Genomic DNA, 21,073 nt, shown 5'->3' with positions numbered 1-21,073 from the left:
CCCCGAACTTGTGGGGCCCGATCCCGAACCCCAAGGATTACCACTGCCGGGCCCGGCCGGGAAAAACTGCGGGGGCCCCCCGGGGCGCGCGTGGACGCCCCCTTCCCGTTCCCCCGTAGCCCCTGCCTCAGCCCTTGCTGACCGCCGCCAGGATCTTCGGCAGCCTCCGCACCATCCGCCCCGACATCAGCCGCAGCGCGCCCCACAGCAGTAGGGCGCCGTACGTCACGCCCAGCGGGAGCAGCAGCCACAGCAGGCCGTGGTGGTCGGAGACCCGCAGCCAGACCAGCAGGGCGATCAGCGGGGCGCACAGCACCGGACCGCCGAGCATGCCGCCGAAGATCGCGGCGACCGCCATGCCGCCCTGCCCCGGCGCCACGTTCCGCCGCGAGTCCTGCGGGATCCCGTACGGGTAGCGCACCGACGCCACCACGCCCAGCGCGAGCATCGCCCCGAGCAGCGCGAACGCCAGGCCGAAGACCTCGGGGAGCTGGGTCCAGCCGCCGGTGACCGCGGCCGTCGCCACCGCGACCAGGACCGTGAACGGCACGGTGATCGCGATCATCACGTACGCCCGGTCGCGCAGCTCCGCGTACGCGTCCGCCGGCGACGCGATCGTCTGCGCCACCATCCAGAACGCCGAGGAGTCCTGCCCGAACTGGTTGAACATCTGCATGCCCAGCATCCCCGACGCGAAGCACGCCCAGTAGACGGAGCCCGCCTCCTGGAAGGCGTTGAACAGCGGGACGAGCGCGCCGACCGCCAGCGCCGTCACCCACGCCGCCTTCGTCTTCGGATCACGCCAGACGTAGCGGAAGCACCGTTCCATCACCGCGCCCGTACGCCCTCCGGGCAGCAGCCGCGCCACCGGGCCCCGCCCCCGCCCCGGGTCCTTGACCGTGTCCGGGGCCGCGCCGATCGTCGAACCGTCCGGCTCGACCATCAGCCGCACCAGGCTCCGCCGCCACCACCACAGCAGCGCCACCAGGGCCACCACCGACGGCACCAGCCGCGCCACGGCGACCACGAGGTCCCCGTCCGCCGCCGACCGCACCGCCGCCACCGCCGAGGCCGCCGGCAGCCAGCCCACCACCGACGCCACCGTGTCCAGCACCGACAGGTCCTTCGCGCGGCCCAGCGCCTGGACGCCGAAGTTGACCGCCTGGATGCCCAGCGCGATCACCAGACCGCTCAGCAGCGCCATGTCCCGCCCCTTGCGGGAGGTCAGCAGCCGCACGTTCGCCGTCGCGATCGCCCGCGACAGCGCCACGCACACCAGCAGCACCAGCGGCACCGCGAGCACCGCGAAGACCGTCGCCGCGGCGCCGTGCGCCACGGCCGCGACGGCGCCCACCGCCAGACAGAGCGTGAACAGCGGGCCGATGCCCACCAGGGAGGCCACGAGCAGCGCCCGCACCAGCGGCTGCGGCCGCAGCGGCAGCATCACGAGCCGAGACGGGTCCAGCGTCTCGTCCCCGCTCGGCAGGAACAGCGGCATCACCGCCCAGCCGAGGGCGAACACCCCCACCGTCAGCACCGCGACCGCCCCGGCCGCCTGGTGCCCCCGCAGCAGCAGGAAACCGAGCACCATGAACGCGGCGATCGCCAGCACCACCACCAGGGAGGCGACGAACGCGGCCGTCCGCCCGCCCGACTGCCGCAGCCCGTTGCGCATCAGCGACAGCTTCAGCCGGACGAAGACCGGGGTGAGCGACGGCCCGGCGGCGGCGTCCCCTGCGGGCGCGGCCGGCCCGGTGACCGCGGCGCTCACGAGCGGTCCCCCCGGCCGCCGCCCAGCCAGTCCAGCGAGTCCCCCGCCGCCGCGCGGTCGTGGGCGCCCACCAGCTCCAGGAACGCCTCCTGGAGGGTCGCCGCCGAACCCTTCACCTCCGCCAGCGGGCCCTGCGCCCGGATCCGGCCCCCGGCCATCACCGCGACCCAGTCGCACAGCGACTCCACCAGCTCCATCACGTGGCTGGAGAAGACCACCGTCGCGCCGGAGGAGGTGTACCGCTCCAGGACGCCCCGGATGGTCTGCGCCGACACCGGGTCGACGCCCTCGAAGGGCTCGTCGAGGAAGAGCACGTCCGGGTTGTGCAGCAGCGCCGCCGCCAGCCCGATCTTCTTCCGCATGCCGGTCGAGTAGTCGACCACCAGCTTGTGCTGCGCACCCGCCAGGTCCAGCACGTCCAGCAGCTGGGTGGCCCGCTTGTCGACCTCGGTGCCGGGCAGCCCCCGCAGCCGCCCGCTGTACGCGAGGAGTTCACGGCCCGAGAGCCGCTCGAAGAGCCGCAGCCCCTCCGGCAGGATGCCGATCCGGGCCTTCACCCGCGCCACCGACTCCGGTTCGCGCCACACGTCGTCGCCGCCCACCCGGATCCGGCCCGAGTCCGGCCGCAGCAGGCCGGTGATCATGGAGAGGGTGGTGGTCTTGCCGGCGCCGTTCGGCCCGACGAGGCCGATGAACTTCCCCGCAGGCAGCACCAGATCGACCCCGTGGACCGCGATCTGCTGCCCGAACCGCTTCCACACCCCCTCCACCTGCACCGCGGGCGCCGCACCGGATGGTTCCGGTGCGGCGCCCGCGGCTTCGAACGCTCCGTCAAATGCCTGGTCAGGCATGGTCAGTCAACCCTTCGGTCGTCCCCCACGGCGCCGGTCGCGCCTTTGGGGCCACCCTAAAGGGCCGCCCCGGGGGAGCCCCGGGTCACTGGCGGCGGGCCCGCGACTCCGCCGCCTCGCGCCCGCACGCGTACGCCAGGGGGCTGATCAGCTCCTCCGCGTCCGGGAGCCAGCGGTTCGCCGGGGTGGGCCGCCGCGCCCACTGCACCGCGCCCCGGCCGCCGATCCGGGTCGGCGGCGCCGCCACGTAATGCCCCTCGCCGCGCGTGGCGAGGTCGAGCGAGGCCGGGGCCCAGCCGAGCTTGCGGATCAGGTCCGGCACCTTGGCGGAGGCGCCGGGCAGCACGAAGAAGAACATCCGGCGGTCCGGGGTGCAGGTCACGGGGCCCAGCGTCAGCTCCATCCGCTCCATGCGGGCGAGCGCGAGGAAACCGGCCGCCTCGGGCACCTCGATCGCGTCGAAGGTGCGGCCGGTTGGCAGGAGGATCGACGACTTCGGCTGCTTCGACCACATGCGCCGGGCACCGACCCCGCTCCCCGTCGCCAGCGTCGCCCAGTCGGGCTTCACGGCGTGACCGCCCGGCAGCGGGCAGTCGGCGGTGCCGCAGGAGCAGCGCTCCCGGCCGTCGACGGCTTCCAGCCAGGTCCCCGGGAACACGTCCCAGTGCCGCTCTTCCGCATACCGCACGGCGCTGTCGAGCAGCTGCTCCCCTCGCTGCTTGGGGATCTGCGCGGCTTCCGTCGTGACTCCGATGGTCTCATCCACGTCGAAGACAACTGCGCCCGTCACCTGGGGTTACGGGCGCGGCGGCGCCGGGAGTGAGGCATCGATCCTGCATGCGGGGCGCATGGGTGCACGCGCGGGGGCGCGCGGGGGACCGGGGAGCGGGGGAGGGGTACCAAGGAGGGCGGGGACGGACGCGGAACGGGGGCCGGGGGGTGCCGGCGGCCGGTGAACGACGTGTCCGGTTTCGCGTGTTCACATCGGCATTGACCTGATATCCGCAGGGCAGTGATCAGTCCGTGTCCGTACCCGTCCCGTCTGGGGGTTCCACCCATGGCAGCCAGGCCACTCGTGCCACGACAGCCCAACGAACGGCTCCAGGCACTCATCCAGGAGGCCGCGTGCTCCAACGCCGGCCTCGCCCGCAGGGTCAACATGGTCGGCGCGGAGCGCGGCCTCGACCTGCGCTACGACAAGACCTCGGTGGCGCGCTGGCTGCGCGGGCAGCAGCCGCGCGGCCGCGCGCCCGGCATCATCGCGGAGGCGATCGGCCGCAAGATCGGGCGGACGGTGACGATCGACGAGGTGGGGATGGCCAACGGCCGGAACCTCGCGGCGGGCGTCGGCCTCCAGTTCGCGCCGACCGTGCTCGGCGCCATCGAGCAGGTCTGCGAGCTGTACCGCGGCGACGTGGGCCGCCGCGAGTTCCTGACCGGTTCCGCGGTCGCCGCGTCCGCGCTCGTCGAGCCCAGCAGGGACTGGCTGATCACCGGTCCGGACGCGCAGGTGGCGCGCTCGGCCGGGGCCCGGGTCGGCCGCTCCGACGTGGCGGCGGTGCGGGAGACGACGGCGGCGCTCGTCGACCTGGACCGGCGCTTCGGCAGCGGGCACGTCCGCCCGGTGGTGGTCCACTACCTCGACAGCGTGGTGTCCGGGATGCTGTCGGGCTCCTACCGGGAGTCGGTGGGCCGGGAGCTGTTCGGCGCGGTGTCCCGACTGACCGAGCTGGCCGGGTACATGGCCGTGGACACGGGCGAACCGGGGCTCGCCCAGCGGTACTACATCCAGGCGCTGCGGCTCGCGCAGGCGGCCGGGGACCGGGCCTACGGCGGCTACGTGCTGGCCGCGTCGATGAGCCACCTGGCGGCGGAGCTGGGGAACCCGCGGGAGATCGCCCAGTTGGCGCGCGCCGCGCAGGAGGGGACCCGGGGCGGGGTGCCGCCGCGGGCCGAGGCGATGTTCCTGGCGGCGGAGGCGCGCGGGCACGCCCTGCTGGGGGACGCCCGGGCCTTCGAGTCGGCGGCGGGGCGGGCCGTGAGCGCGCTGGAGCGGGCCGATCCGGAGTCCGGCGACGACCCGGTGTGGATCGCCCACTTCGACGGGGCGTACCTGGCGGACGAACTGGCCCACTGCCACCGGGACCTGGGGCGGCCCGAGCAGGCGGTCCGCGCGGCTGAGGAGTCGCTGGCCGGGCATCCGGAGGGGCGGGCCCGGCGGCGGGCGATCGGGCTGGCGCTGCTGGCGCAGGCGCGCGTGCAGCAGCGGGAGGTGGAGGAGGCGTGCCGCGCGGGCATCCGGGCGCTCGAACTCCTCGGCACGCTGCGGTCGTCGCGCGGGGCGGAGTACCTGGAGGAGCTGAGGGACCGCCTGGAGCCCTTCGCGGGAGAGGCGGTGGTCCAGGAGTTCGAGGCGCGCCTGGAGGCGTACGCGGCGTGAGCGGACGGTCCGCGGGCCGGACGGGTTCCGTGCGAAGGGTGTTACCGGTCTCACACGTGTGTGCGGAGCGGCGGACGCACCCGGTAGCGTGAGCCGACGATTCCGTAGGTTTATCAGTAGGAGTCCCGGTGACGCAGAACGGACAGGGTCCGGAGCAGGGGGGCGCGCAGGCGTGGGGCGGTGCCTGGGGTCCCGCGGGCGGCCCGCCGCAGCCCGGCGGGCAGCCGCTGCCCCCCGCGCAGCCGCTGCCCCCCGAGGCGCCGCCCGCCGGTGATCTCCAGGCCACGCAGTACATAGCGCCCATCCCGCCGCAGCCGCAGGGCGCTCCCGGGGGGATGCCGCCCGCCGGTCCGCCGGCCGGGTACGGCTATCCGCCGCCGGTCGCCGCCCACGGCGACATGCAGGCCACCCAGCACCTCGCGCCCGTGCCCGGGGGCGCGCCGCCGGCGGGCCCGCCCGCCGGGTACGGCTACCCGCCGCCGGCCGCCGCCCACGGCGACATGCAGGCCACCCAGCACATCGCGCCCGTGCCGCCCCGGGGCGGCCCCGGCGACGGCGCGCAGACGCAGTTCCTGGGAACCGGCCGGCTGCCGCAGCCGCCCGCGCCGGCCGGCGCCTCGGACGCGACCCAGTACATGGCGCCGGTGCCGGGCGGACCGGTTCCCGGTGGTCCCGTGCCCGGTGGTCCGGTCCCGGGCGGTCCCGGGCCGACGCAGCCGCCCGCGGAGTTCGACAGCCTCTTCCGGGACTCGGCGCCGGACCGGCCCGCGCCCCCGGCGTACCAGCAGCCGGCCCCGGCCCCGTACCAGCAGCACCCCCCGCACCACCAGGCACCGCCCCCGCAGCAGCAGTACGGCTACCCGGGCGGGGGCGGCGGCTACCAGGCGCCCGGCGGTCAGCAGGAGGCGTACTACTACGACGACGAGCCGGAGCCGCCGCGCCGGAAGTCGCCGGTCGCGCTGATCGCGGCCGTGGTGGTGGGCTGCGCGGTCGTCGGCCTCGGCGTGGGCGCCCTGCTCAGCGGCGGCGACGAGGAGAAGGACCCGAAGGCCGGCCAGAGCGTCGCGCCCAGCTCCCAGGCCCCGGCGCCGAGCGACGGCGCCTCCGAGGCGCCGGAGAAGAAGGACGACCCCGCCGAGCCGCAGGCGAAGGAGCTGGACAAGCTCCTCGCCACCAGCAACGACAGCCGGGACGCGGTGATCCGTTCGGTCGAGGCGATCAAGCAGTGCAAGAACCTCGACCGGGCGGCCGCCGACCTGCGCGGCGCGGCCGAGCAGCGCCGGAGCCTGGTGACCAAGCTCCAGGCGCTCGCGGTCGACAAGCTCCCGGACAACGGGGCCCTGACGGCGGCCCTCACGCGCGCGTGGCAGGCGTCCGCGGCGGCCGACGACCACTACGCGGGCTGGGCGGACCAGATGAAGGCCAAGAACGCCTGCAAGGGCGGCCAGGCCAAGTCGACCAACCGGCTCAAGGCGGCCAACGACAAGAGCGGCGAGGCGACCGCGGCCAAGAAGGAGGCGGCCGGGCTGTGGAACCCGACCGCCGCGAAGTACGGACTGCCGAAGCGGTCCGCCACCCAGCTGTAGGGGGCGGACCGGAGGGGCCGGGGCGGTTCAGCCCCGGTTGCTGACGGTGGGGCCGACGTCGACGAAGCCGGGCTTCTGGGCGACGAGCCGGCCCTTCCGGACCACCTGGAACGTCACCGCGTGGTTGACGATCCTGGGGAAGTCCGGGGCGCCGAGCAGGTCCTCGTACATCCAGCGCAGCGGCGGGGTGAGGCCGCCGGTGTCCACCCGGGTGCCCTGGTCGAGGGCCTCGGAGAGGCGCGAGCCGGTGACCGTGTCGGTGTCGAGGGACTCGATCACCTCCTTGAGGACGGTGTAGGCGATCCAGGTGGTCTGCACGCCGGCGTCGTTCGGGTCGACCCGGTTGTCGGCGAAGGCGTGCTCCCGGATGACCTTCCGCATCGGCTCCCAGCTCTTGTCGTCCGCCTCCGGGTACCAGCCGGTGACGAAGGCGCCCTCGAAGGGGCTGCGGGCGCCGCCGGTGCGGTCGATGACGGGCTGGCCGACGCTGCCGAGGACGGAGGAGATCCGCACGGAGCCCTTCCCGCCCCCGCCGTCCGCCCGGGCGCCGCCGGTGGACTCCGGCAGCCGGCGGAAGGAGTCGAAGAAGGTCTGGGTCCGCTCGCCGAGCACGGCGGTGACGCAGCCGGACTCGGTGCCCGCCCTGGCGCGGGCGGTGGCGGCCTGGGCGGTGTACTCGGTGGCGTCCTCGACGGCCCGGATGTCGACGGCGCCGCGCTTGCTCGAACTCTTCAGGCCGGCGTCGAGGAGCTTGGGCAGCCGGTCGCCCGCGAGGGTGTCGGGGCGGACCAGGGAGACCTTGCGGCAGGACTGGGCGAGCTGCATGCCGTGCCCGGCGATGAGCGCGGCGAGACCGCCGTTGACGGGGTACGACAGGGGGCTGGTGAACTCGTCCTCGGTGACGCCGTAGCCGCCGATGTACGGGATGCCGGCCGCTTCGAGCGGGGCCATGAAGGCGCGGCCGTTCTGGCTGTACGAGCCGACGACCGCGACCGCGTTCTCGTGGACCGCGCGGCGGGCGCACGCGGCGGCGCCCGTCGGGGTGTTCTGTTCGTTGCAGGTGAGGACGCGCAGCTCGTGGCCGTCGATGCCGCCCTGGGAGTTCACCCAGCGGGCGTAGGCCTGGGCCATGGCGGGCATGCCGGGCATGTTGGTCGCGCGGGTCTGGTCGGGGGCCCAGGTCATCACCGTGACGGGCTCCCTGGAGCCCCCCGTGGCACCAGGGAGCACGCCACACCCGGTGAGGAGCGACGCGCCGGCCGCCGCGGCGGTGACGGACGCGAGGAGAGTGGACAGTCGCCTACCGGTCATGTCCACGCACCATTCCGCTCCCGGGGTAACGCGGGAGTGTGCACTGTTCAACGCTCGGTGACACGGAGGTGAATTGCGGGGGTCGGGGCGCCTAAGGGGAGGGTGTGAATCCGCTTGTCGGTGGCGAACCGTACGATCGAGCGATGTCCAGTACCGTCCCCGGTCCGGCGAACCCTTCCCGTCGCGGCCGTCGCTCCTCCACCATGGGCGGCATGCCGCTCAACGACATGCCGTGGTGGCGCTGGCGCGCCCATGTACGCTCTGCGCTGCACATGCTCTCCGACCCCGGATTCCACCGGTCCGTCTGGCTCGCGGGCCAGGAGGGGTACGGAGACGTCACCGACGCCGTCTACCGGCTCGTCGAGGACACCTGGCTCGACAGCTGGTCCGCCGAGAAGTACGTCGGCGCGATCTTCCGCGACTCCGCGGAGGCCCAGCTCGTCGACGTCGCCGTCCTGCGGGTGCTGCGCATCCTGCACCAGGTCGGCCCCGACGCGCCCTTCTCCGCCTACCAGGAGCACCCCGGCTGGTCCGAGGCCGTCCACGCGGCGCGCGAGGCGCACGTGCGCCTCGCGACGGCCGACGGGGACGACCCGGAGGCCCCGCCGCGCTCCCTGGACGTCCTGCGGATCCTCACGCGCGCGTGACGGTTCCCCGGACGTCCCCCGGGTGCCCCGGGGGCGCGTCCCAGGGGCGTCCGCGGGCGTCCACGGGGCGTTCCGGAGGGCGGACGGAGGTACGGGGCGGACGGCGCGGTGTGGCACGCTGTCGGGATGACCGACCAGTACGTCCTCACCATCTCGTGCCCGGACAAGCAGGGCATCGTGCACGCCGTGTCGAGCTACCTCTTCATCACCGGATGCAACATCGAGGACAGCCAGCAGTTCGGAGACCGTGACACCGGTCTCTTCTTCATGCGGGTCCACTTCTCGGCCGAGGCGCCGGTGACCGTGGACAAGCTGCGGGCGAGCTTCGCGGCGGTGGGCGACTCCTTCCAGATGGACTGGCAGATCCACCGCGCCGACGAGCGCATGCGGGTCGTGCTGATGGTCTCGAAGTTCGGCCACTGCCTGAACGACCTGCTCTTCCGGTCCTCGATCGGGGCGCTGCCCGTCGAGATCGTCGCGGTCGTCTCCAACCACACGGACTTCGCGGAGCTCGTCGCCTCCTACGACCTGCCCTTCCGGCACATCCCGGTCACGAAGGAGACGAAGCCGGCGGCCGAGGCGGAGCTGCTGGCCCTCGTCGAGGAGCAGGACGTCGAGCTGGTCGTCCTCGCCCGCTACATGCAGGTCCTCTCCGACGACCTCTGCAAGCGGCTCTCCGGGCGGATCATCAACATCCACCACTCCTTCCTGCCGAGCTTCAAGGGCGCCAAGCCGTACCACCAGGCGCACGCGCGCGGCGTGAAGCTCATCGGGGCGACGGCGCACTACGTGACGGCGGACCTCGACGAGGGGCCGATCATCGAGCAGGAGGTCGAGCGCGTCGGGCACGAGGTGACGCCGGACCAGCTGGTGGCGATCGGCCGCGACGTGGAGTGCCAGGCGCTGGCGCGGGCCGTCAAGTGGCACGCCGAGCGCCGCATCCTCCTCAACGGCCGCCGCACCGTCACCTTCACCTGACCCTCCCCGCGGCCCGCGCCCGGCGCGGCCCCCGGGTCGTCACAGGTGGCTCAGGGAGGCGGCGGCCGAGAGGACGTCGTGGATGGCCTCCCGGTCGCCGTCCTGGCCGGCGGCGGCCTCCTCGGGGGAGATGTGCCCGGCCACGAGCCGGCAGAACTCGACGCCGTCCATGGCGACCTGCGCGACCGTGTGGTCGGGGGAGCCGAGCGCGGCTGGGGAGTCCAGGGCGATGTACCAGTGGCCGCCGCCCGCGCCCTCGACCTCCAGGTGGAGCGAGCGCCCGGGCGCGCCGGCCGCGACGAGGTGCCGGGGCGGCGCCGCGCGGCCGGTGCGGCGGCGGTGGGCGACGGCCGCCGGGAGGAGCCGGGCGGCGAGGTCGATCATGCCGTGCAGGTGCGGGCCGCTCGGCGGGTCGTACGGATAGGCCACCGCGTTCGCGATGTCCTCCGCGTGGACCCAGCACTCGAAGGCACGCTCGAGCAGCGCGTCCTTGAGGGGCAGCGCGAAGTCGCCGTAGGTGACCGTCAGGTCCGAGACGCCGCGGCCCGCGAAGGAGACGGTGCGGATCAGCGTGTGGCTCTGGTCCCGCCACGGCACCCGCAGCCGCCGGTTCGGCGGCCGGTCCAGCGCCTCCCAGAAGGCTTCCGTCCGCTCCGCCGGCGACAGTTCGGGCACGTCGGGGCCGAGCGGGTCGTCGAGCCCGAGGGCGCCCGAGAGGAGGCCGTCGACGGCGAGGAGGTGGCCGATGACCCCGGCGACGGTGGACTTCCGCCGCACCGGGCGGTCGTCCTCGTACCACTTGAGGCGGACCGGCGCGTGCCACTCCGACTCGCCGATGTCGCGGAGCAGCGCGTCCAGGCGGGCGGTCTCCGCGTCGTACGGCGTCGCCCACGCGGGCACGGGGACGCGGGCGGGGCGGCGGCCCAGGCAGTGCTCCAGGACCCGCGAGCGCAGCAGCGGGTCGAGGTCGAGGTCCCGGTCCTCGTGCAGCAGCGTCACCGCGTCCCGCAGCCGCAGCGCCTCGTCCGCGCACGGCGCGCACGCGGTCAGGTGCTCCTCGACGGCCCGGGTCTCCGCGGCCGAACACGCCGACAGTGCCCAGGCCCCGAGGAGGGACTTGAGCACCGTGTGGGAGAGGGCCGGGGGCGCGGCCCGGTCGGACAGGTCCGCGTGGTCGTCGGCGGCCTCCCGGGGGCCCGGTATCCAGGGGGCGCGTGCGAGGTCGTCGCCCTCGCCGTCCGCCCCCGTCACGGCGTCCGCCCGTAGCCGCCCGGCGGTCCGTCCAGCGGGCGGGTGTTCGCCGTGGACAGCAGCTGGAGGCCGAGCCGCAGCCGGCGCCTGGCCTCCTCGTGGCTGATGGACAGGTCGGCGGCGGTCTGGCGGTAGTCCCGCCGCTGGAAGTACGCCAGTTCGAGCGCCTTGCGGAGCGGAGCCGGCATGGAGGTGACGATGTAGTCGGCGCGGGCCGCGGCGGTGGCCCGGCGCACCTTGGCCTCCAGCTCCTCCGCCGAGCCGACGCCGGTCTCCGCGTACGCCGTCGCCTCGTTCTGCCGCAGCCGGTGGACGGCCTTGCGCTGGGTCAGCCGGGCCACCCAGGAGCGGAGGTTGCCCTGCCGGGGGTCGTACGCGTCGGGGTTCTCCCAGATGGAGACGAAGACCTCGCGGGTGATCTGGTCGGCGGCCTGGTCGTCGTCGAGGACCCGGTGGGCGAGGCTGTGCACCAGGGAGGCGTAGCGGTCGTAGAGCTCGCCGAGGGCGGCGGCCTCGCCGCGGGAGAGCCGCTGCTGCATCTTGCGGTCCCAGCGCGGTGGTGTGTCGTTCGCCATCCGGGCCCCTCCGCCTTTCGCCTTCGTCGCCGTGCCGTAGCCGTGTCTCGTCCGCTGCCGTGCCTCGTCGTGCCGCCGTGTGCCGTCCTCCACCCCAAACTAGTGCGAGCGGCCGACAACGCACGCCTGTTTGCCGCAAGTGCGGCCTTCACGCAGGAGCGGATGGTAAGGAAAGCGTCATACCCGGCTCATACCCGGCCCGGGGGGTTTCGGCCAGGCCCCGGCGGGCATGCGGCCGACCGTGACGACGATCGAGGCCGACGAGGACGACCGCGGGGGATGGACGGTGCTGCGCCTGCGCGGCGAGCTGGACCTGGTGACCTCCCCGGAGATACGGCGGCGGGTCCACGACGCCGTAGCCGCGGGTCGCCACGACCTGGTCGTCGACCTGTCCGGGGTGCTGTTCTGCGATTCCAGCGGCATCGGCGTGCTGGTCGCGGCCCGTCGGCTGCTGCGCTCCTGCGGCGGGCGGCTGCGGGTGGTGCTGCCCGCGGCGGCGGAGGGCCAGGGCCACGTGACCCGGGTCTTCGCCGCGCTCGGCGTGACGCGCCTCTTCGAGGTGTACGCGGGCGTGCCGGAGGCCCTGGCGGGCGAGGGGCCCGCCGGGAGCCGGGAGGCGCCGGACGGGCCGCCGGTCAGCCTGCCGGTTCCGCCGCCGCCGATCGCCCCGCTGCCCCGAACCGCTCCCTGAGCCGGTACTTGAGGACCTTCCGCAGCGTCTCGTTGCGCGGCAGGGCGTCCACCACCTCCAGCTGCTCCGGCAGCTTGTGGACGGAGAGGCCGGCCGCGCGCAGGAAGGCGGTCAGCTCCTCCAGGGTGAGCGGCGGGGCGCCCTCGGGCTGTTCGACGACCGCGCAGACCCGTTCGCCGCGCTCGGCGTCGGGGAGGCCGATGACGGCGGCGTCCCCGACGGCCGGGTGCTCGTGGAGGAGGTCCTCGATCTCCTTGGCCGAGATGTTCTCGCCCTTGCGGATGATGACGTCCTTCACCCGGCCGGTGAGGACGAGGTGGCCGCTCGGGGTCAGCCGGCCGAGGTCGCCGGTGACGAGGAAGCCGTCCTCGTCGAAGGCGGCGGCGGTCTGCGCGGGGTCGAGGTAGCCGCGGCAGACGGCCTCGCCGCGCAGCCGGATCTCGCCGGAGGCGGTGACGCGTATCTCCATGCCGGCGGGCGGCCTGCCCTCGGTGGTGGCGAGGTTCTCGGCGGTGTCCTCGGGGTCGCCCATGGTGATCATGGGGACCTCGGTCATGCCGTAGCCGTGGGTGAGCTGGCAGCCCAGCTCCTCGCGGACCGCGTGGTAGACCTCGGGCGGCTTGGGGGCGCCGCCGCCGGCGAGCAGCCGCAGGGTGGGGATGACGGGCTCGCCGGGGTTCTTGCGCTGTTCGGCGAGGAACATCGAGTAGAAGGCGGTGGAGCCGCCGGCGACGGTGACCCCGTGCCGGCGGTACTCGGCGAGCGAGCCGGGCAGCGCGAACTGTTCGAGCATCACGGCGGGGAAGCCGTACAGCAGCAGCATCACCGTGTAGTCGGGGCCGGCGATGTGCGCGTACGGGAAGGCCATCGAGCCGACGTCCTCGGGGGTGAGGCGCAGCGCGTGGGCGAGGCAGGCGCCGCCGGCGAGCAGGGACCGGTCGGTGTGCAGGACGCCCTTGGGGTCCGAGGTGGTGCCGGAGGTCCAGTAGATCCAGCGGACGTCGGTGCCGGAGGAGGGCGGCGGGGGCAGGACGGCGGGGTCGCCGTCGGGGAGGTCCTCGGGGGAGTACGCCTCGAAGACGCCCCGCGCGCCGAGCCGCCGGGCCATCGCGGTGTGGTCGTGGCCGCGCCAGACGCCCGGCACGGCGAAGTGCTCGGCGCGGGACTCGCGGAGCGCGAAGCCGACCTCCTTGTCCCGGTAGAAGGGGATGAGGGGGGTCTGCACGGCTCCGAGCCGGGCGAGCGCGAAGGAGAGCACGGCGGTCTCGATGCGGGTCGGCAGCTGCCAGGCGACGACCGTGCCGGGGCGGACGCCCCTGGCGTACAGCCCGGCGGCGCAGCGCTCGGCGCGCTCGCGCAGCCCGCCGAAGGTGAGGACGCGGTCCTCCTGGAGCAGCACGGGCCGGTCGGGGGTGAGGGCGGCGCGGCGCTCGACGAGTTCCCACAGGGTGCGGGACTCGCCCAGCGCCAGGGCCTGCGCGGTCGCGGTCGTGGTCTCGGTCACCGGAGCCTCCCTTCCTGACGGCCGCCACCGGCACCCGTACCTGATGCACCGTCAGATCGTGCGGAGAGCGTAGAGGTCCGGTCCTTGTCGGTCCAGACCCCCGGGGCTAGCCTGACCTCATCAGGATCTGACGATCCATCAGAAACGTGGAGGGGTCATGACCGAACTGCCCCGCATCATCAGCGTCGACGATCACGTGATCGAGCCCGCGCACCTCTTCGAGACCTGGCTGCCGGCGAAGTACCGGGAGCGGGGCCCGAAGGCGCTCACGGCCGGGATCGGGGAGCTCGCCTACGTCGGCGGCAAGTACCAGATCACCATGGACCCCGACGGGCCCCCCACCGACTGGTGGATCTACGAGGACCTGAAGTTCCCGTACAAGCGGAACATCGCCGCCGTCGGCTTCGACCGGGACGAGATGACCCTGGAGGGGATCACCCGCGAGGAGATGCGGCGCGGCTGCTGGGACCCGAAGGCGCGGCTCGCCGACATGGACCTCAACCACGTCGAGGCGTCCCTCTGCTTCCCGACCTTCCCCCGCTTCTGCGGGCAGACCTTCGCCGAGGCGCACGACAAGGAGGTCGCCCTCGCCTGCGTGCGCGCCTACAACGACTGGATGGTCGAGGAGTGGTGCGGCGACAGCGGCGGCCGGCTCATCCCGCTGTGCATCATCCCGCTCTGGGACGTCGGCCTCGCCGTCGCCGAGATCCGCCGCAACGCCGCCCGCGGCGTCCGGGCCGTGACCTTCTCCGAGATCCCCACCCACCTCGGACTGCCCTCGATCCACTCCGGCTACTGGGACCCCTTCTTCGCCGTCTGCCAGGAGACCGGCACGGTCGTCAACATGCACATCGGCTCCAGCAGCCAGATGCCCGCCGCGTCCCCCGACGCCCCGCCCGCCGTCCAGGCCAGCCTCAGCTTCAACAACGCGATGGCCTCGATGATGGACTTCCTCTTCTCCGGCGTCCTCGTGAAGTTCCCCCGCCTCAAGCTCGCCTACAGCGAGGGCCAGATGGGGTGGATCCCCTACGCCCTGGAGCGCGCCGACGACGTGTGGGAGGAGCACCGCGCCTGGGGCGGCGTCCGCGACCTGATCCCCGAGCCGCCCTCCACCTACTACTACCGGCAGATCTTCTGCTGCTTCTTCCGCGACAAGCACGGCATCGCCTCGCTCGACGTCGTCGGCCGGGACAACGCCACCTTCGAGACCGACTACCCGCACGTCGACTCGACCTTCCCGCACACCAAGGAGGTCGCCCTCGACCACGTCCGGGGCCTCGACGACGAGACCGTCTACAAGCTGATGCGCGGCAACGCCATCCGGATGCTGGACCTCGATCTCGACCGGGGCATCGCCTGATGGACCTGTCCCACACCCCCGAGGAGGAGGAGTTCCGGGCCCGGCTGCGGGAGTGGCTCGCCGCCGAGCTGCCCGGGCTCCCGCCGAAGCCCGACCCGCTCGACTGGCCGGGCCGCCGGGCGTACGACTGCGGCTGGCAGCGGCGCCTGTACGACGCCGGGTACGGCCACGTCCACTGGGACGCCCCGCCCACCCAGCGGCTGATCTTCCTGGAGGAGACCGAGCGGGCCGGCGCCCCCTACGTCGGCGCCAACTTCGTCGGCCTCCTGCACGCCGGTCCCACCATCGCCGCCGAGGGCACCCCGGAGCAGCGCGAGCGCTGGCTGGAGCCGGTGCTGCGCGGCGACGAGGTCTGGTGCCAGGGCTTCAGCGAGCCCGGCGCCGGCTCCGACCTCGCCTCGCTGCGCACCAGGGCCGTGCGCGACGGGGACGCGTACGTCGTCACCGGGCAGAAGATCTGGACCTCGCACGCCGAGGTCGCCGACTGGTGCGAACTGCTCGTGCGGACGGACACCGAGGGGCCCCGGCACCGGGGGATCAGCTGGCTCGCGCTGCCCATGGACGCGCCGGGCGTCACCGTCCGGCCGCTGCGGACCCTCGCCGGCTCCACCGAGTTCGCCGAGCTGTTCCTCGACGAGGTGCGGGTGCCCGTCGGGAACCGGGTCGGGGACGAGAACGACGGCTGGAGGGTCACCATGGTGACCCTCTCCTTCGAACGCGGCACCGCCTTCGTCGGCGAGGTCGTCGCCTGCCGCCGCCTGCTCGGCGAACTCGCCCGCGCGGCACGGGAGAACGGCCGCTGGGACGACCCCGGCCTGCGCCGCCGCCTCGGGCGGCTCGCCGCCGCCTTCCAGGCCCTGTGGCGGCTCACCCAGCGCAACGTCAGCGAGGCGCAGGCCACCGGCGGCGTCCCCGGCACCGGCGGCTCCGTCTTCAAGCTGCACTACTCGCACGCCCGCCAGGAGCTGTACGACACCGCCGCCGAGGTCCTCGGCCCCGACGCGCTCGACCTCGGCCGGGAGTGGAACCTCGACCGGCTCTCCTCCCTCTCGTACACGATCGCCGCGGGCACCAGCCAGATCCAGCGCAACATCGTCGCCGAGCGCATCCTCGGCCTGCCGAAGGGACGGTGAGCCGGGCGTGGACTTCCGGTTGAGCGAGGAGCAGCGGGACCTGAGGCGGGGGGTGCGGGACCTGCTCGCCGGCCGCTTCGGACGGGAGGCGCTGCGGGCCGCCGTCGACGGGGACGGCGGGGTCCTGGACCGGGGGCTGTGGAAGGAGCTGGGCGAGGCCGGGTTCTTCGCGCTGCGCCTCCCGGAGGCGGAGGGCGGGATCGGGCTCGGCCTGCCGGAGGCGGTGCTGGTCTTCGAGGAGGCGGGACGGGCGCTGCTGCCGGGGCCGCTGGTGGCCACGCACGTCGCCGCGGGCGCCGTGCCGGGCGCCGCGGAGGGGACGGCGGTCGTCACGGAGGTCTCGCCCGAGGGGCTCGTCCCCTGGCGGGACGCCGCCGACGCGGTGCGCGGCGACGCGGCCGGAGCCGTACCCGTGCGGTCGGTCGACCCCCTCACGCCCCTGCACCGGGTGCCCGGCGCCGGGGGCCCGGCCGAGCCCGTGACGGTGCTGCTCACCGCCGCCGAGCAGCTCGGCACCGCCGCCTGGTGCACCGACGCCGCCGTGGCGTACGCCCGGCAGCGGGAGCAGTTCGGGCAGGCGATCGGGGGGTTCCAGGCGGTGAAGCACCTCTGCGCGGGGATGCTGGTGCGGGCCGAGCTGGCGCGGGCCGCCGTGTGGGCCGCCGCCGTCACCGGCGACGCCGTCGAGATCGCCGGGGCGAAGCTGCTCGCGGACGAGGCGGCCGTGGCGAACGCGCGGGACTGCCTCCAGGTGCACGGCGGGATGGGCTTCACCTGGGAGGCGGACGTCCACCTGCACCTGAAGCGGGCGTGGGTGCGGGCCGCGCTGGTGCTGCCGGCGGGGCGGGCCGCGGAGGAGGTGGCCGCCGCGCTCTGAGCCGGGGGCCACGGGCCCGAACTGGTGACGGAGCGTGTTCGAATCCCGGTGCCGCCGGGCGGAACGTCGATACCGGGTTGTGTCCTTCGGGGGGTCGTCACGGGCCGGAGTCGGCGTTCCGCTCCGGTACTCTCCGTGGGATGCGAGTGCTTGTGAGGCCGGGTCGCGCCCCGCGTTCGACTCCCCGCCGCGTGCGTCGCACAGTATGGACCATGCGTACTCCTTCGCGCTGGAATATGCCCGAAGCGCTTGTTGCGGTGACTGTACGTCAACCATGCTGTCCCACAAGGGAATCACGTTCCGTAAAGGTGTGTCCGCCGGTTCGGATGGTGTGAACGGTGCAGGTGCTTCAGGTTCAGTTGGAGGTCGGGCCGGACCCGGCGGAGGTGGGGCGTGCGCGCAGGTGGGCCCGGAAACGGCTGGCCGGATCCGGGATAGGGGACGACGAGCCGCTGGCGGAGACGCTGGTGCTGCTCATCTCCGAGCTCGTGACCAACGCGGTGGTGCACACCGGGTGCCCGGCCGTGCTGCGGATGCTCTTCGCGGCCGAGGGCGGGGTGCGGGTGGAGGTCGCCGACAGCAGCGACCGGCCGCCCCGGCCCCGGCACGCGGCCGGCGAGGACACCAACGGGCGCGGCCTGGAACTGGTCGACGGCCTCGCCGACCGGTGGGGCTGGCAGCCCGAAGGGGCGGGGAAGAGCATCTGGTGCGAGGTCGACCGCACGCCCGCGGCGGCGGTGTCGGGGGAGGGCGTCGGCTCACCCGGACGGGTGCACTGTTGACGCTTCGTTCCGTTTTGCCCACCCTGGGGTGAGCGATTCGCGGCGAGGGGAGCCGAGGGCCGTGCGCCCTCGGCAGGTGCGGGTCGCGGCCGGGTGGCGGCGGTCCGCGCCGTGCTCGGGGCGCGCGCGGGCGCGCCGCCACCCGCGAAAGCCGCAGGCCCGGAGGCCGTACGCCCGGCCCGGTAGTCGGCGGTCGGTAGCCAGTAGCCGGAGGCCGGTAGCCGGTAGCCGGAAGCCGTACGCCCGGTCCCGGCGGCCCGCGTTCGGCGGCCCGGACCCGGAGGCCGGGCGTCAGAAGACCGCGACCGGTGCCACCGGCGTGCCCGTGCCGCCGACGAAGGGTTCCGGCATCGCGGAGAGCAGGAAGGCGTAACGCCCTTCTTGTGCACAGGCTGTGGACAACTCCTCCAGATTCCAGTTCTGGCCCTGGAGCATCCCCATCTCGACCAGGTCGAGCGCGTGCACGCCCAGCCACAGGTCCTCGATCTCCGGCGGGAAGATCTCGAAGGTGAGGGTGTCGTTGGCGACGGCCGCGACGTCCCGCGCGTGGAACCACTCCGGGGTGCGGATCGACAACCCCGGCGAGGGGAACGCGTACCCGTGCCGGTCCCCGGCCAGGTACAGCCGGATCTGCCCGGTCCGCACGAGGACGACGTCGCCGGCCCGGACCGTCACCCGCCCGAACTCCGCCGCCTCGTCCAGGTCCTCCGGGGTCACCGCGTGGTCGCCGGGCAGCCGGTCCACGCCCTTCGCCGCCGCCACGTCGAGCAGCACCCCCCGGCCCACCACGTGCCGGGCCGTGTGGATGCCGCTGAAGGCGGCGCGGCCGTGCGGGGTGACGCTGTCGGCGGGGCGGCCGTTGTAGATGCGGCCCGAGTGCGAGGCGTGCGTGAGGGCGTCCCAGTGGGTGCCGGCCTGGAGGCCCAGGGTTACGGCGTCGTCGCTGGTGGCGACCGTGCCGGGGCCGAACAGCTCCTGGTTCACCTGGACCATCACGTGCAGCGGGTTGACCCGGCCCGGGATCATGCCGGTCTGCACGCCGTCCTGCCGCAGGTCCACGGCGAGCGGGACGCGGCGGCCGGTGCGGACGGTGGCGGCCGCCTCGCGGACCGCCTCGCCGGAGATCAGGTTGAGCGTGCCGATCTCGTCGTCCGAGCCCCAGCGGCCCCAGTTGTTCACGCGCTCGGCGATCTCGTGGAATGCGGCGGGGAGGGACATCGGGGGCCTCCGGGGTCTTGTTTTCCGGCATCTGACGGCCCATAGAATCTAACGGACCGTCAGAAACTGCGGGAAGGGGCCGGAGATGGGGAACTTCTTGGCGGGCAAGGTCGTCGCCGTGACCGGGGCGGGACGCGGCATCGGCCGCGCCGTCGCCCTCGCGTGCGCCGCCGAGGGGGCGAAGGTCGTCGTCAACGACTACGGCGTCTCCGTCGAGGGCGGCGAACCGACCTCGGAGATCGCCGCCGAGGTCGTGAAGGAGATCGAGGCGGCCGGCGGCACCGCCGTGGCCGTCGCCGACGACATCTCCACCATGGCGGGCGGCCAGCGCCTCGTCGACGTGGCGCTGGCCTCGTACGGGCGGATCGACGGGGTCGTGTGCGTGGCGGGCATCCTGCGCGAGCGGATGCTCTTCAACATGACCGAGGAGGAGTGGGACCCGGTGGTCGCCACCCACCTCAAGGGCACCTTCACCGTCTTCCGCGCCGCCTCGGCGGTGATGCGCAAGCAGGGCTCCGGGGCGCTGATCGGTTTCACCAGCGGCAACCACCAGGGCTCCGTCGCGCAGGCCAACTACTCTGCGGCCAAGGGCGGGATCATCTCGCTCGTGCGCAGCGCGGCCCTCGGCCTGCACAAGTACGGGGTCACCGCGAACGCCGTCGCGCCCGTCGCCCGGACCCGGATGTCCGCCAACGTGCCCATGGAGCTCAAGGAGATCGGCGAGCCGGAGGACGTCGCCGCGCTCGTCGTCTACCTGCTCAGCGACCGGGCCCGCGCCGACGCCGTCACCGGGCAGGTCTACACGATCGCCGGCCCCAAGATCGCCGTCTGGGCACAGCCGCGCGAGCTGCGGGCCGGATACGCGGAGGGCGGCGTGTGGACGCCGGAGCGCATCGCGGACTTCCTGCCGGGGACGGTGGGGACGGACCCGATGCCGATGCTGGCGCGGCTGGAGGAGATGGCCCGCGCGGCCGCGGCGGGCGACCGCCCGAACAGGTGACGCGGGTTTCCGAGGAGAGGGAGGGGTCGTCGTGCGGGGTGTGGTGTTCGACGGGAAGAGCGTCGAGGTCGTCGGGGATCTGGAGGTGCGGGACCCCGGTCCCGGGGAGGTGCTGGTCGGGATCCGGGCCGCGGGGCTCTGCCACAGCGACCTGTCCGTCATCGACGGGACCATCCCGTTCCCGCCGCCCGTCGTGCTCGGGCACGAGGGCGCCGGGGTCGTGGAGGCCGTGGGGGAGGGCGTCACGCACGTCGCCGCCGGCGACCACGTGGCGCTCTCCACGCTCGCGAACTGCGGCGCCTGCGCCGACTGTGACGCCGGCCGGCCCACCATGTGCCGCAAGGCCATCGGGATGCCCGGGCGGCCGTTCTCGCGGCAGGGCCGGCCGCTCTTCCAGTTCGCCTCCAACTCCTCCTTCGCCGAGCGGACCGTCGTGAAGGCCGTGCAGGCCGTGAGGATCCCCGAGGACGTGCCGTTCCCCTCCGCCGCCCTCCTCGGCTGCGGCGTGCTCACCGGCGTCGGGGCCGTGCTGAACCGGGCGAAGGTGGCGCGCGGCGACACCGTCGTCGTCATCGGCACCGGCGGCATCGGCCTCAACGTCCTCCAGGGCGCCCGGATCGCCGGCGCGCTCACCATCGTCGCCGTGGACACCAACCCGGCCAAGGAGGAGACGGCCCGCCTCTTCGGCGCCACCCACTTCCTGCCCTCCGCGGACGGCGTGCGGGACGTGCTGCCCACCGGCGCCGACCACGTCTTCGAGTGCGTCGGCCACACCGGGCTCGTGCGGGCCGCGATCGACCTCCTCGACCGGCACGGGCAGGCCGTCCTCCTCGGGATGACCGCGCCCACGGCGGAGGCCAGCTTCCCGCCCGCCGCGATGTTCCTCGACAAGTCCGTCCTCGGCTGCCGGTACGGCTCCTCCCGCCCGCAGAAGGACATCCCGCTCTACGCCGAGCTGTACCGCACCGGCGCCCTCCTCCTCGACGAACTCGTCACCGCCTCCTACCCGGTGGAGGAGTTCGACCGGGCCCGGCAGGACGCCGAGGCGGGGAAGGTGGCCCGGGGCGTGCTGGTCTTCTAGAAACCGGATCGTCCTCG

At 74.1% G+C, this 21,073-nt stretch carries 19 protein-coding genes; 11 read left to right on the top strand and 8 right to left on the bottom strand.

Annotated features, from left to right (window positions below; translation table 11 throughout):
- Positions 1-127: 127 nt before the first annotated feature.
- The 3 genes from ACFW6A_RS33845 to ACFW6A_RS33835 form a co-directional block, all read right to left on the bottom strand.
- Entirely contained in the window at positions 128-1,771 is a 1,644-nt protein-coding gene (locus tag ACFW6A_RS33845; protein ID WP_386645392.1) for a transporter, read from the bottom strand.
- On the bottom strand, positions 1,768-2,622 hold the full coding sequence (locus tag ACFW6A_RS33840; RefSeq protein WP_386645389.1) for an ABC transporter ATP-binding protein: 855 nt from the start codon (positions 2,620-2,622) through the stop codon (positions 1,768-1,770). Before ACFW6A_RS33840 ends, ACFW6A_RS33845 begins: the two co-directional genes overlap by 4 nt.
- 85 nt (positions 2,623-2,707) lie before the next feature.
- Entirely contained in the window at positions 2,708-3,388 is a 681-nt protein-coding gene (locus ACFW6A_RS33835; protein ID WP_351852287.1) for a bifunctional DNA primase/polymerase, read from the bottom strand.
- A 291-nt stretch (positions 3,389-3,679) separates the two neighbouring features.
- On the opposite strand from ACFW6A_RS33835, the gene ACFW6A_RS33830 reads away from it, so the two are divergent.
- Both ACFW6A_RS33830 and ACFW6A_RS33825 read left to right on the top strand, forming a co-directional pair.
- Positions 3,680-5,062: a transcriptional regulator gene (locus tag ACFW6A_RS33830; protein ID WP_386645386.1), complete on the top strand. Its 1,383-nt coding sequence runs from the start codon at positions 3,680-3,682 to the stop codon at positions 5,060-5,062.
- A 128-nt stretch (positions 5,063-5,190) separates the two neighbouring features.
- Entirely contained in the window at positions 5,191-6,648 is a 1,458-nt protein-coding gene (locus ACFW6A_RS33825) for a hypothetical protein (protein WP_386645383.1), read from the top strand.
- A gap of 27 nt (positions 6,649-6,675) precedes the next feature.
- Here ACFW6A_RS33825 and ACFW6A_RS33820 read toward each other — a convergent pair whose 3' ends face one another.
- On the bottom strand, positions 6,676-7,959 hold the full coding sequence (locus tag ACFW6A_RS33820) for an ABC transporter substrate-binding protein (RefSeq protein WP_351852297.1): 1,284 nt from the start codon (positions 7,957-7,959) through the stop codon (positions 6,676-6,678).
- A gap of 143 nt (positions 7,960-8,102) precedes the next feature.
- Between ACFW6A_RS33820 and ACFW6A_RS33815 the strand changes: the two genes are divergently transcribed.
- Together ACFW6A_RS33815 and purU are read left to right on the top strand one after the other, a co-directional pair.
- A complete protein-coding gene (locus tag ACFW6A_RS33815; protein WP_351852299.1) occupies positions 8,103-8,606 on the top strand; it encodes a hypothetical protein in 504 nt (167 codons plus the stop codon).
- Positions 8,607-8,732: 126 nt separating this feature from the next.
- Positions 8,733-9,584 carry a formyltetrahydrofolate deformylase gene (purU, locus tag ACFW6A_RS33810; protein WP_351852301.1) on the top strand — a complete coding sequence of 284 codons (852 nt, stop codon included), beginning with the start codon at positions 8,733-8,735 and terminating at the stop codon, positions 9,582-9,584.
- 39 nt (positions 9,585-9,623) lie between these two features.
- Here the strand turns inward: purU and ACFW6A_RS33805 are convergent, their stop codons facing one another.
- Positions 9,624-10,835, bottom strand: coding sequence for a maleylpyruvate isomerase N-terminal domain-containing protein (locus tag ACFW6A_RS33805; protein ID WP_386645380.1), 1,212 nt, complete (start codon positions 10,833-10,835; stop codon positions 9,624-9,626).
- Positions 10,832-11,410 carry a sigma-70 family RNA polymerase sigma factor gene (locus ACFW6A_RS33800; protein WP_351852304.1) on the bottom strand — a complete coding sequence of 193 codons (579 nt, stop codon included), beginning with the start codon at positions 11,408-11,410 and terminating at the stop codon, positions 10,832-10,834. Before ACFW6A_RS33800 ends, ACFW6A_RS33805 begins: the two co-directional genes overlap by 4 nt.
- A 229-nt stretch (positions 11,411-11,639) precedes the next feature.
- Here ACFW6A_RS33800 and ACFW6A_RS33795 point away from each other — a divergent pair, with 229 nt between their 5' ends.
- Complete coding sequence (locus ACFW6A_RS33795) at positions 11,640-12,101, top strand: STAS domain-containing protein (protein WP_351852306.1); 462 nt, start codon at positions 11,640-11,642, stop codon at positions 12,099-12,101.
- Here the strand turns inward: ACFW6A_RS33795 and ACFW6A_RS33790 are convergent.
- Complete coding sequence (locus ACFW6A_RS33790) at positions 12,046-13,605, bottom strand: AMP-binding protein (RefSeq protein WP_351852309.1); 1,560 nt, start codon at positions 13,603-13,605, stop codon at positions 12,046-12,048. The two genes, ACFW6A_RS33795 and ACFW6A_RS33790, sit on opposite strands and share 56 nt — an antisense overlap.
- Before the next feature lie 157 nt (positions 13,606-13,762).
- Between ACFW6A_RS33790 and ACFW6A_RS33785 the strand changes: the two genes are divergently transcribed.
- From ACFW6A_RS33785 to ACFW6A_RS33770, 4 genes are all read left to right on the top strand, one after another.
- Positions 13,763-14,965 (top strand): amidohydrolase family protein, encoded by a 1,203-nt coding sequence (locus ACFW6A_RS33785; RefSeq protein WP_351852312.1) that lies wholly within the window; start codon positions 13,763-13,765, stop codon positions 14,963-14,965.
- The gene (locus ACFW6A_RS33780) at positions 14,965-16,098 is read left to right on the top strand and encodes an acyl-CoA dehydrogenase (protein WP_351852314.1); all 1,134 of its coding nucleotides are present in this window, start codon (positions 14,965-14,967) and stop codon (positions 16,096-16,098) included. Before ACFW6A_RS33785 ends, ACFW6A_RS33780 begins: the two co-directional genes overlap by 1 nt.
- A 7-nt stretch (positions 16,099-16,105) precedes the next feature.
- Complete coding sequence (locus tag ACFW6A_RS33775) at positions 16,106-16,975, top strand: acyl-CoA dehydrogenase family protein (protein ID WP_351852316.1); 870 nt, start codon at positions 16,106-16,108, stop codon at positions 16,973-16,975.
- Positions 16,976-17,313: 338 nt separating this feature from the next.
- Positions 17,314-17,757 carry an ATP-binding protein gene (locus tag ACFW6A_RS33770; protein ID WP_351852318.1) on the top strand — a complete coding sequence of 148 codons (444 nt, stop codon included), beginning with the start codon at positions 17,314-17,316 and terminating at the stop codon, positions 17,755-17,757.
- Positions 17,758-18,048: 291 nt separating this feature from the next.
- On the opposite strand, the gene ACFW6A_RS33765 is transcribed toward ACFW6A_RS33770, so the two are convergent.
- Positions 18,049-18,975, bottom strand: coding sequence for a cyclase family protein (locus ACFW6A_RS33765; protein WP_386645375.1), 927 nt, complete (start codon positions 18,973-18,975; stop codon positions 18,049-18,051).
- An 85-nt stretch (positions 18,976-19,060) separates the two neighbouring features.
- On the opposite strand from ACFW6A_RS33765, the gene ACFW6A_RS33760 reads away from it, so the two are divergent.
- Positions 19,061-19,975 carry an SDR family oxidoreductase gene (locus tag ACFW6A_RS33760; protein WP_386645372.1) on the top strand — a complete coding sequence of 305 codons (915 nt, stop codon included), beginning with the start codon at positions 19,061-19,063 and terminating at the stop codon, positions 19,973-19,975.
- Between the two features lie 31 nt (positions 19,976-20,006).
- Positions 20,007-21,056 carry a Zn-dependent alcohol dehydrogenase gene (locus ACFW6A_RS33755; RefSeq protein ID WP_351852325.1) on the top strand — a complete coding sequence of 350 codons (1,050 nt, stop codon included), beginning with the start codon at positions 20,007-20,009 and terminating at the stop codon, positions 21,054-21,056.
- The last annotated feature ends 17 nt before the right edge of the window (positions 21,057-21,073 follow it).

It is taken from the genome of Streptomyces sp. NPDC058758 (assembly GCF_042746075.1).
GTDB lineage: Bacteria > Actinomycetota > Actinomycetes > Streptomycetales > Streptomycetaceae > Streptomyces.
Note: the sequence above shows the minus strand (reverse complement) of the source record. Positions and strands in the feature narration are given on the sequence as shown.

Excerpts from the sequence above, each read along its gene's own strand:
- ACFW6A_RS33840 (WP_386645389.1), bottom strand. The coding sequence starts at position 2,622 with ATGCCTGACCAGGCATTTGACGGAGCGTTCGAAGCCGCGGGCGCCGCA.
- ACFW6A_RS33830 (WP_386645386.1), top strand. The coding sequence starts at position 3,680 with ATGGCAGCCAGGCCACTCGTGCCACGACAGCCCAACGAACGGCTCCAG.
- ACFW6A_RS33820 (WP_351852297.1), bottom strand. The coding sequence starts at position 7,959 with ATGACCGGTAGGCGACTGTCCACTCTCCTCGCGTCCGTCACCGCCGCG.
- ACFW6A_RS33815 (WP_351852299.1), top strand. The coding sequence starts at position 8,103 with ATGTCCAGTACCGTCCCCGGTCCGGCGAACCCTTCCCGTCGCGGCCGT.
- purU (WP_351852301.1), top strand. The coding sequence starts at position 8,733 with ATGACCGACCAGTACGTCCTCACCATCTCGTGCCCGGACAAGCAGGGC.
- ACFW6A_RS33800 (WP_351852304.1), bottom strand. The coding sequence starts at position 11,410 with ATGGCGAACGACACACCACCGCGCTGGGACCGCAAGATGCAGCAGCGG.
- ACFW6A_RS33795 (WP_351852306.1), top strand. The coding sequence starts at position 11,640 with ATGCGGCCGACCGTGACGACGATCGAGGCCGACGAGGACGACCGCGGG.
- ACFW6A_RS33785 (WP_351852312.1), top strand. The coding sequence starts at position 13,763 with ATGACCGAACTGCCCCGCATCATCAGCGTCGACGATCACGTGATCGAG.
- ACFW6A_RS33780 (WP_351852314.1), top strand. The coding sequence starts at position 14,965 with ATGGACCTGTCCCACACCCCCGAGGAGGAGGAGTTCCGGGCCCGGCTG.
- ACFW6A_RS33765 (WP_386645375.1), bottom strand. The coding sequence starts at position 18,975 with ATGTCCCTCCCCGCCGCATTCCACGAGATCGCCGAGCGCGTGAACAAC.
- ACFW6A_RS33760 (WP_386645372.1), top strand. The coding sequence starts at position 19,061 with ATGGGGAACTTCTTGGCGGGCAAGGTCGTCGCCGTGACCGGGGCGGGA.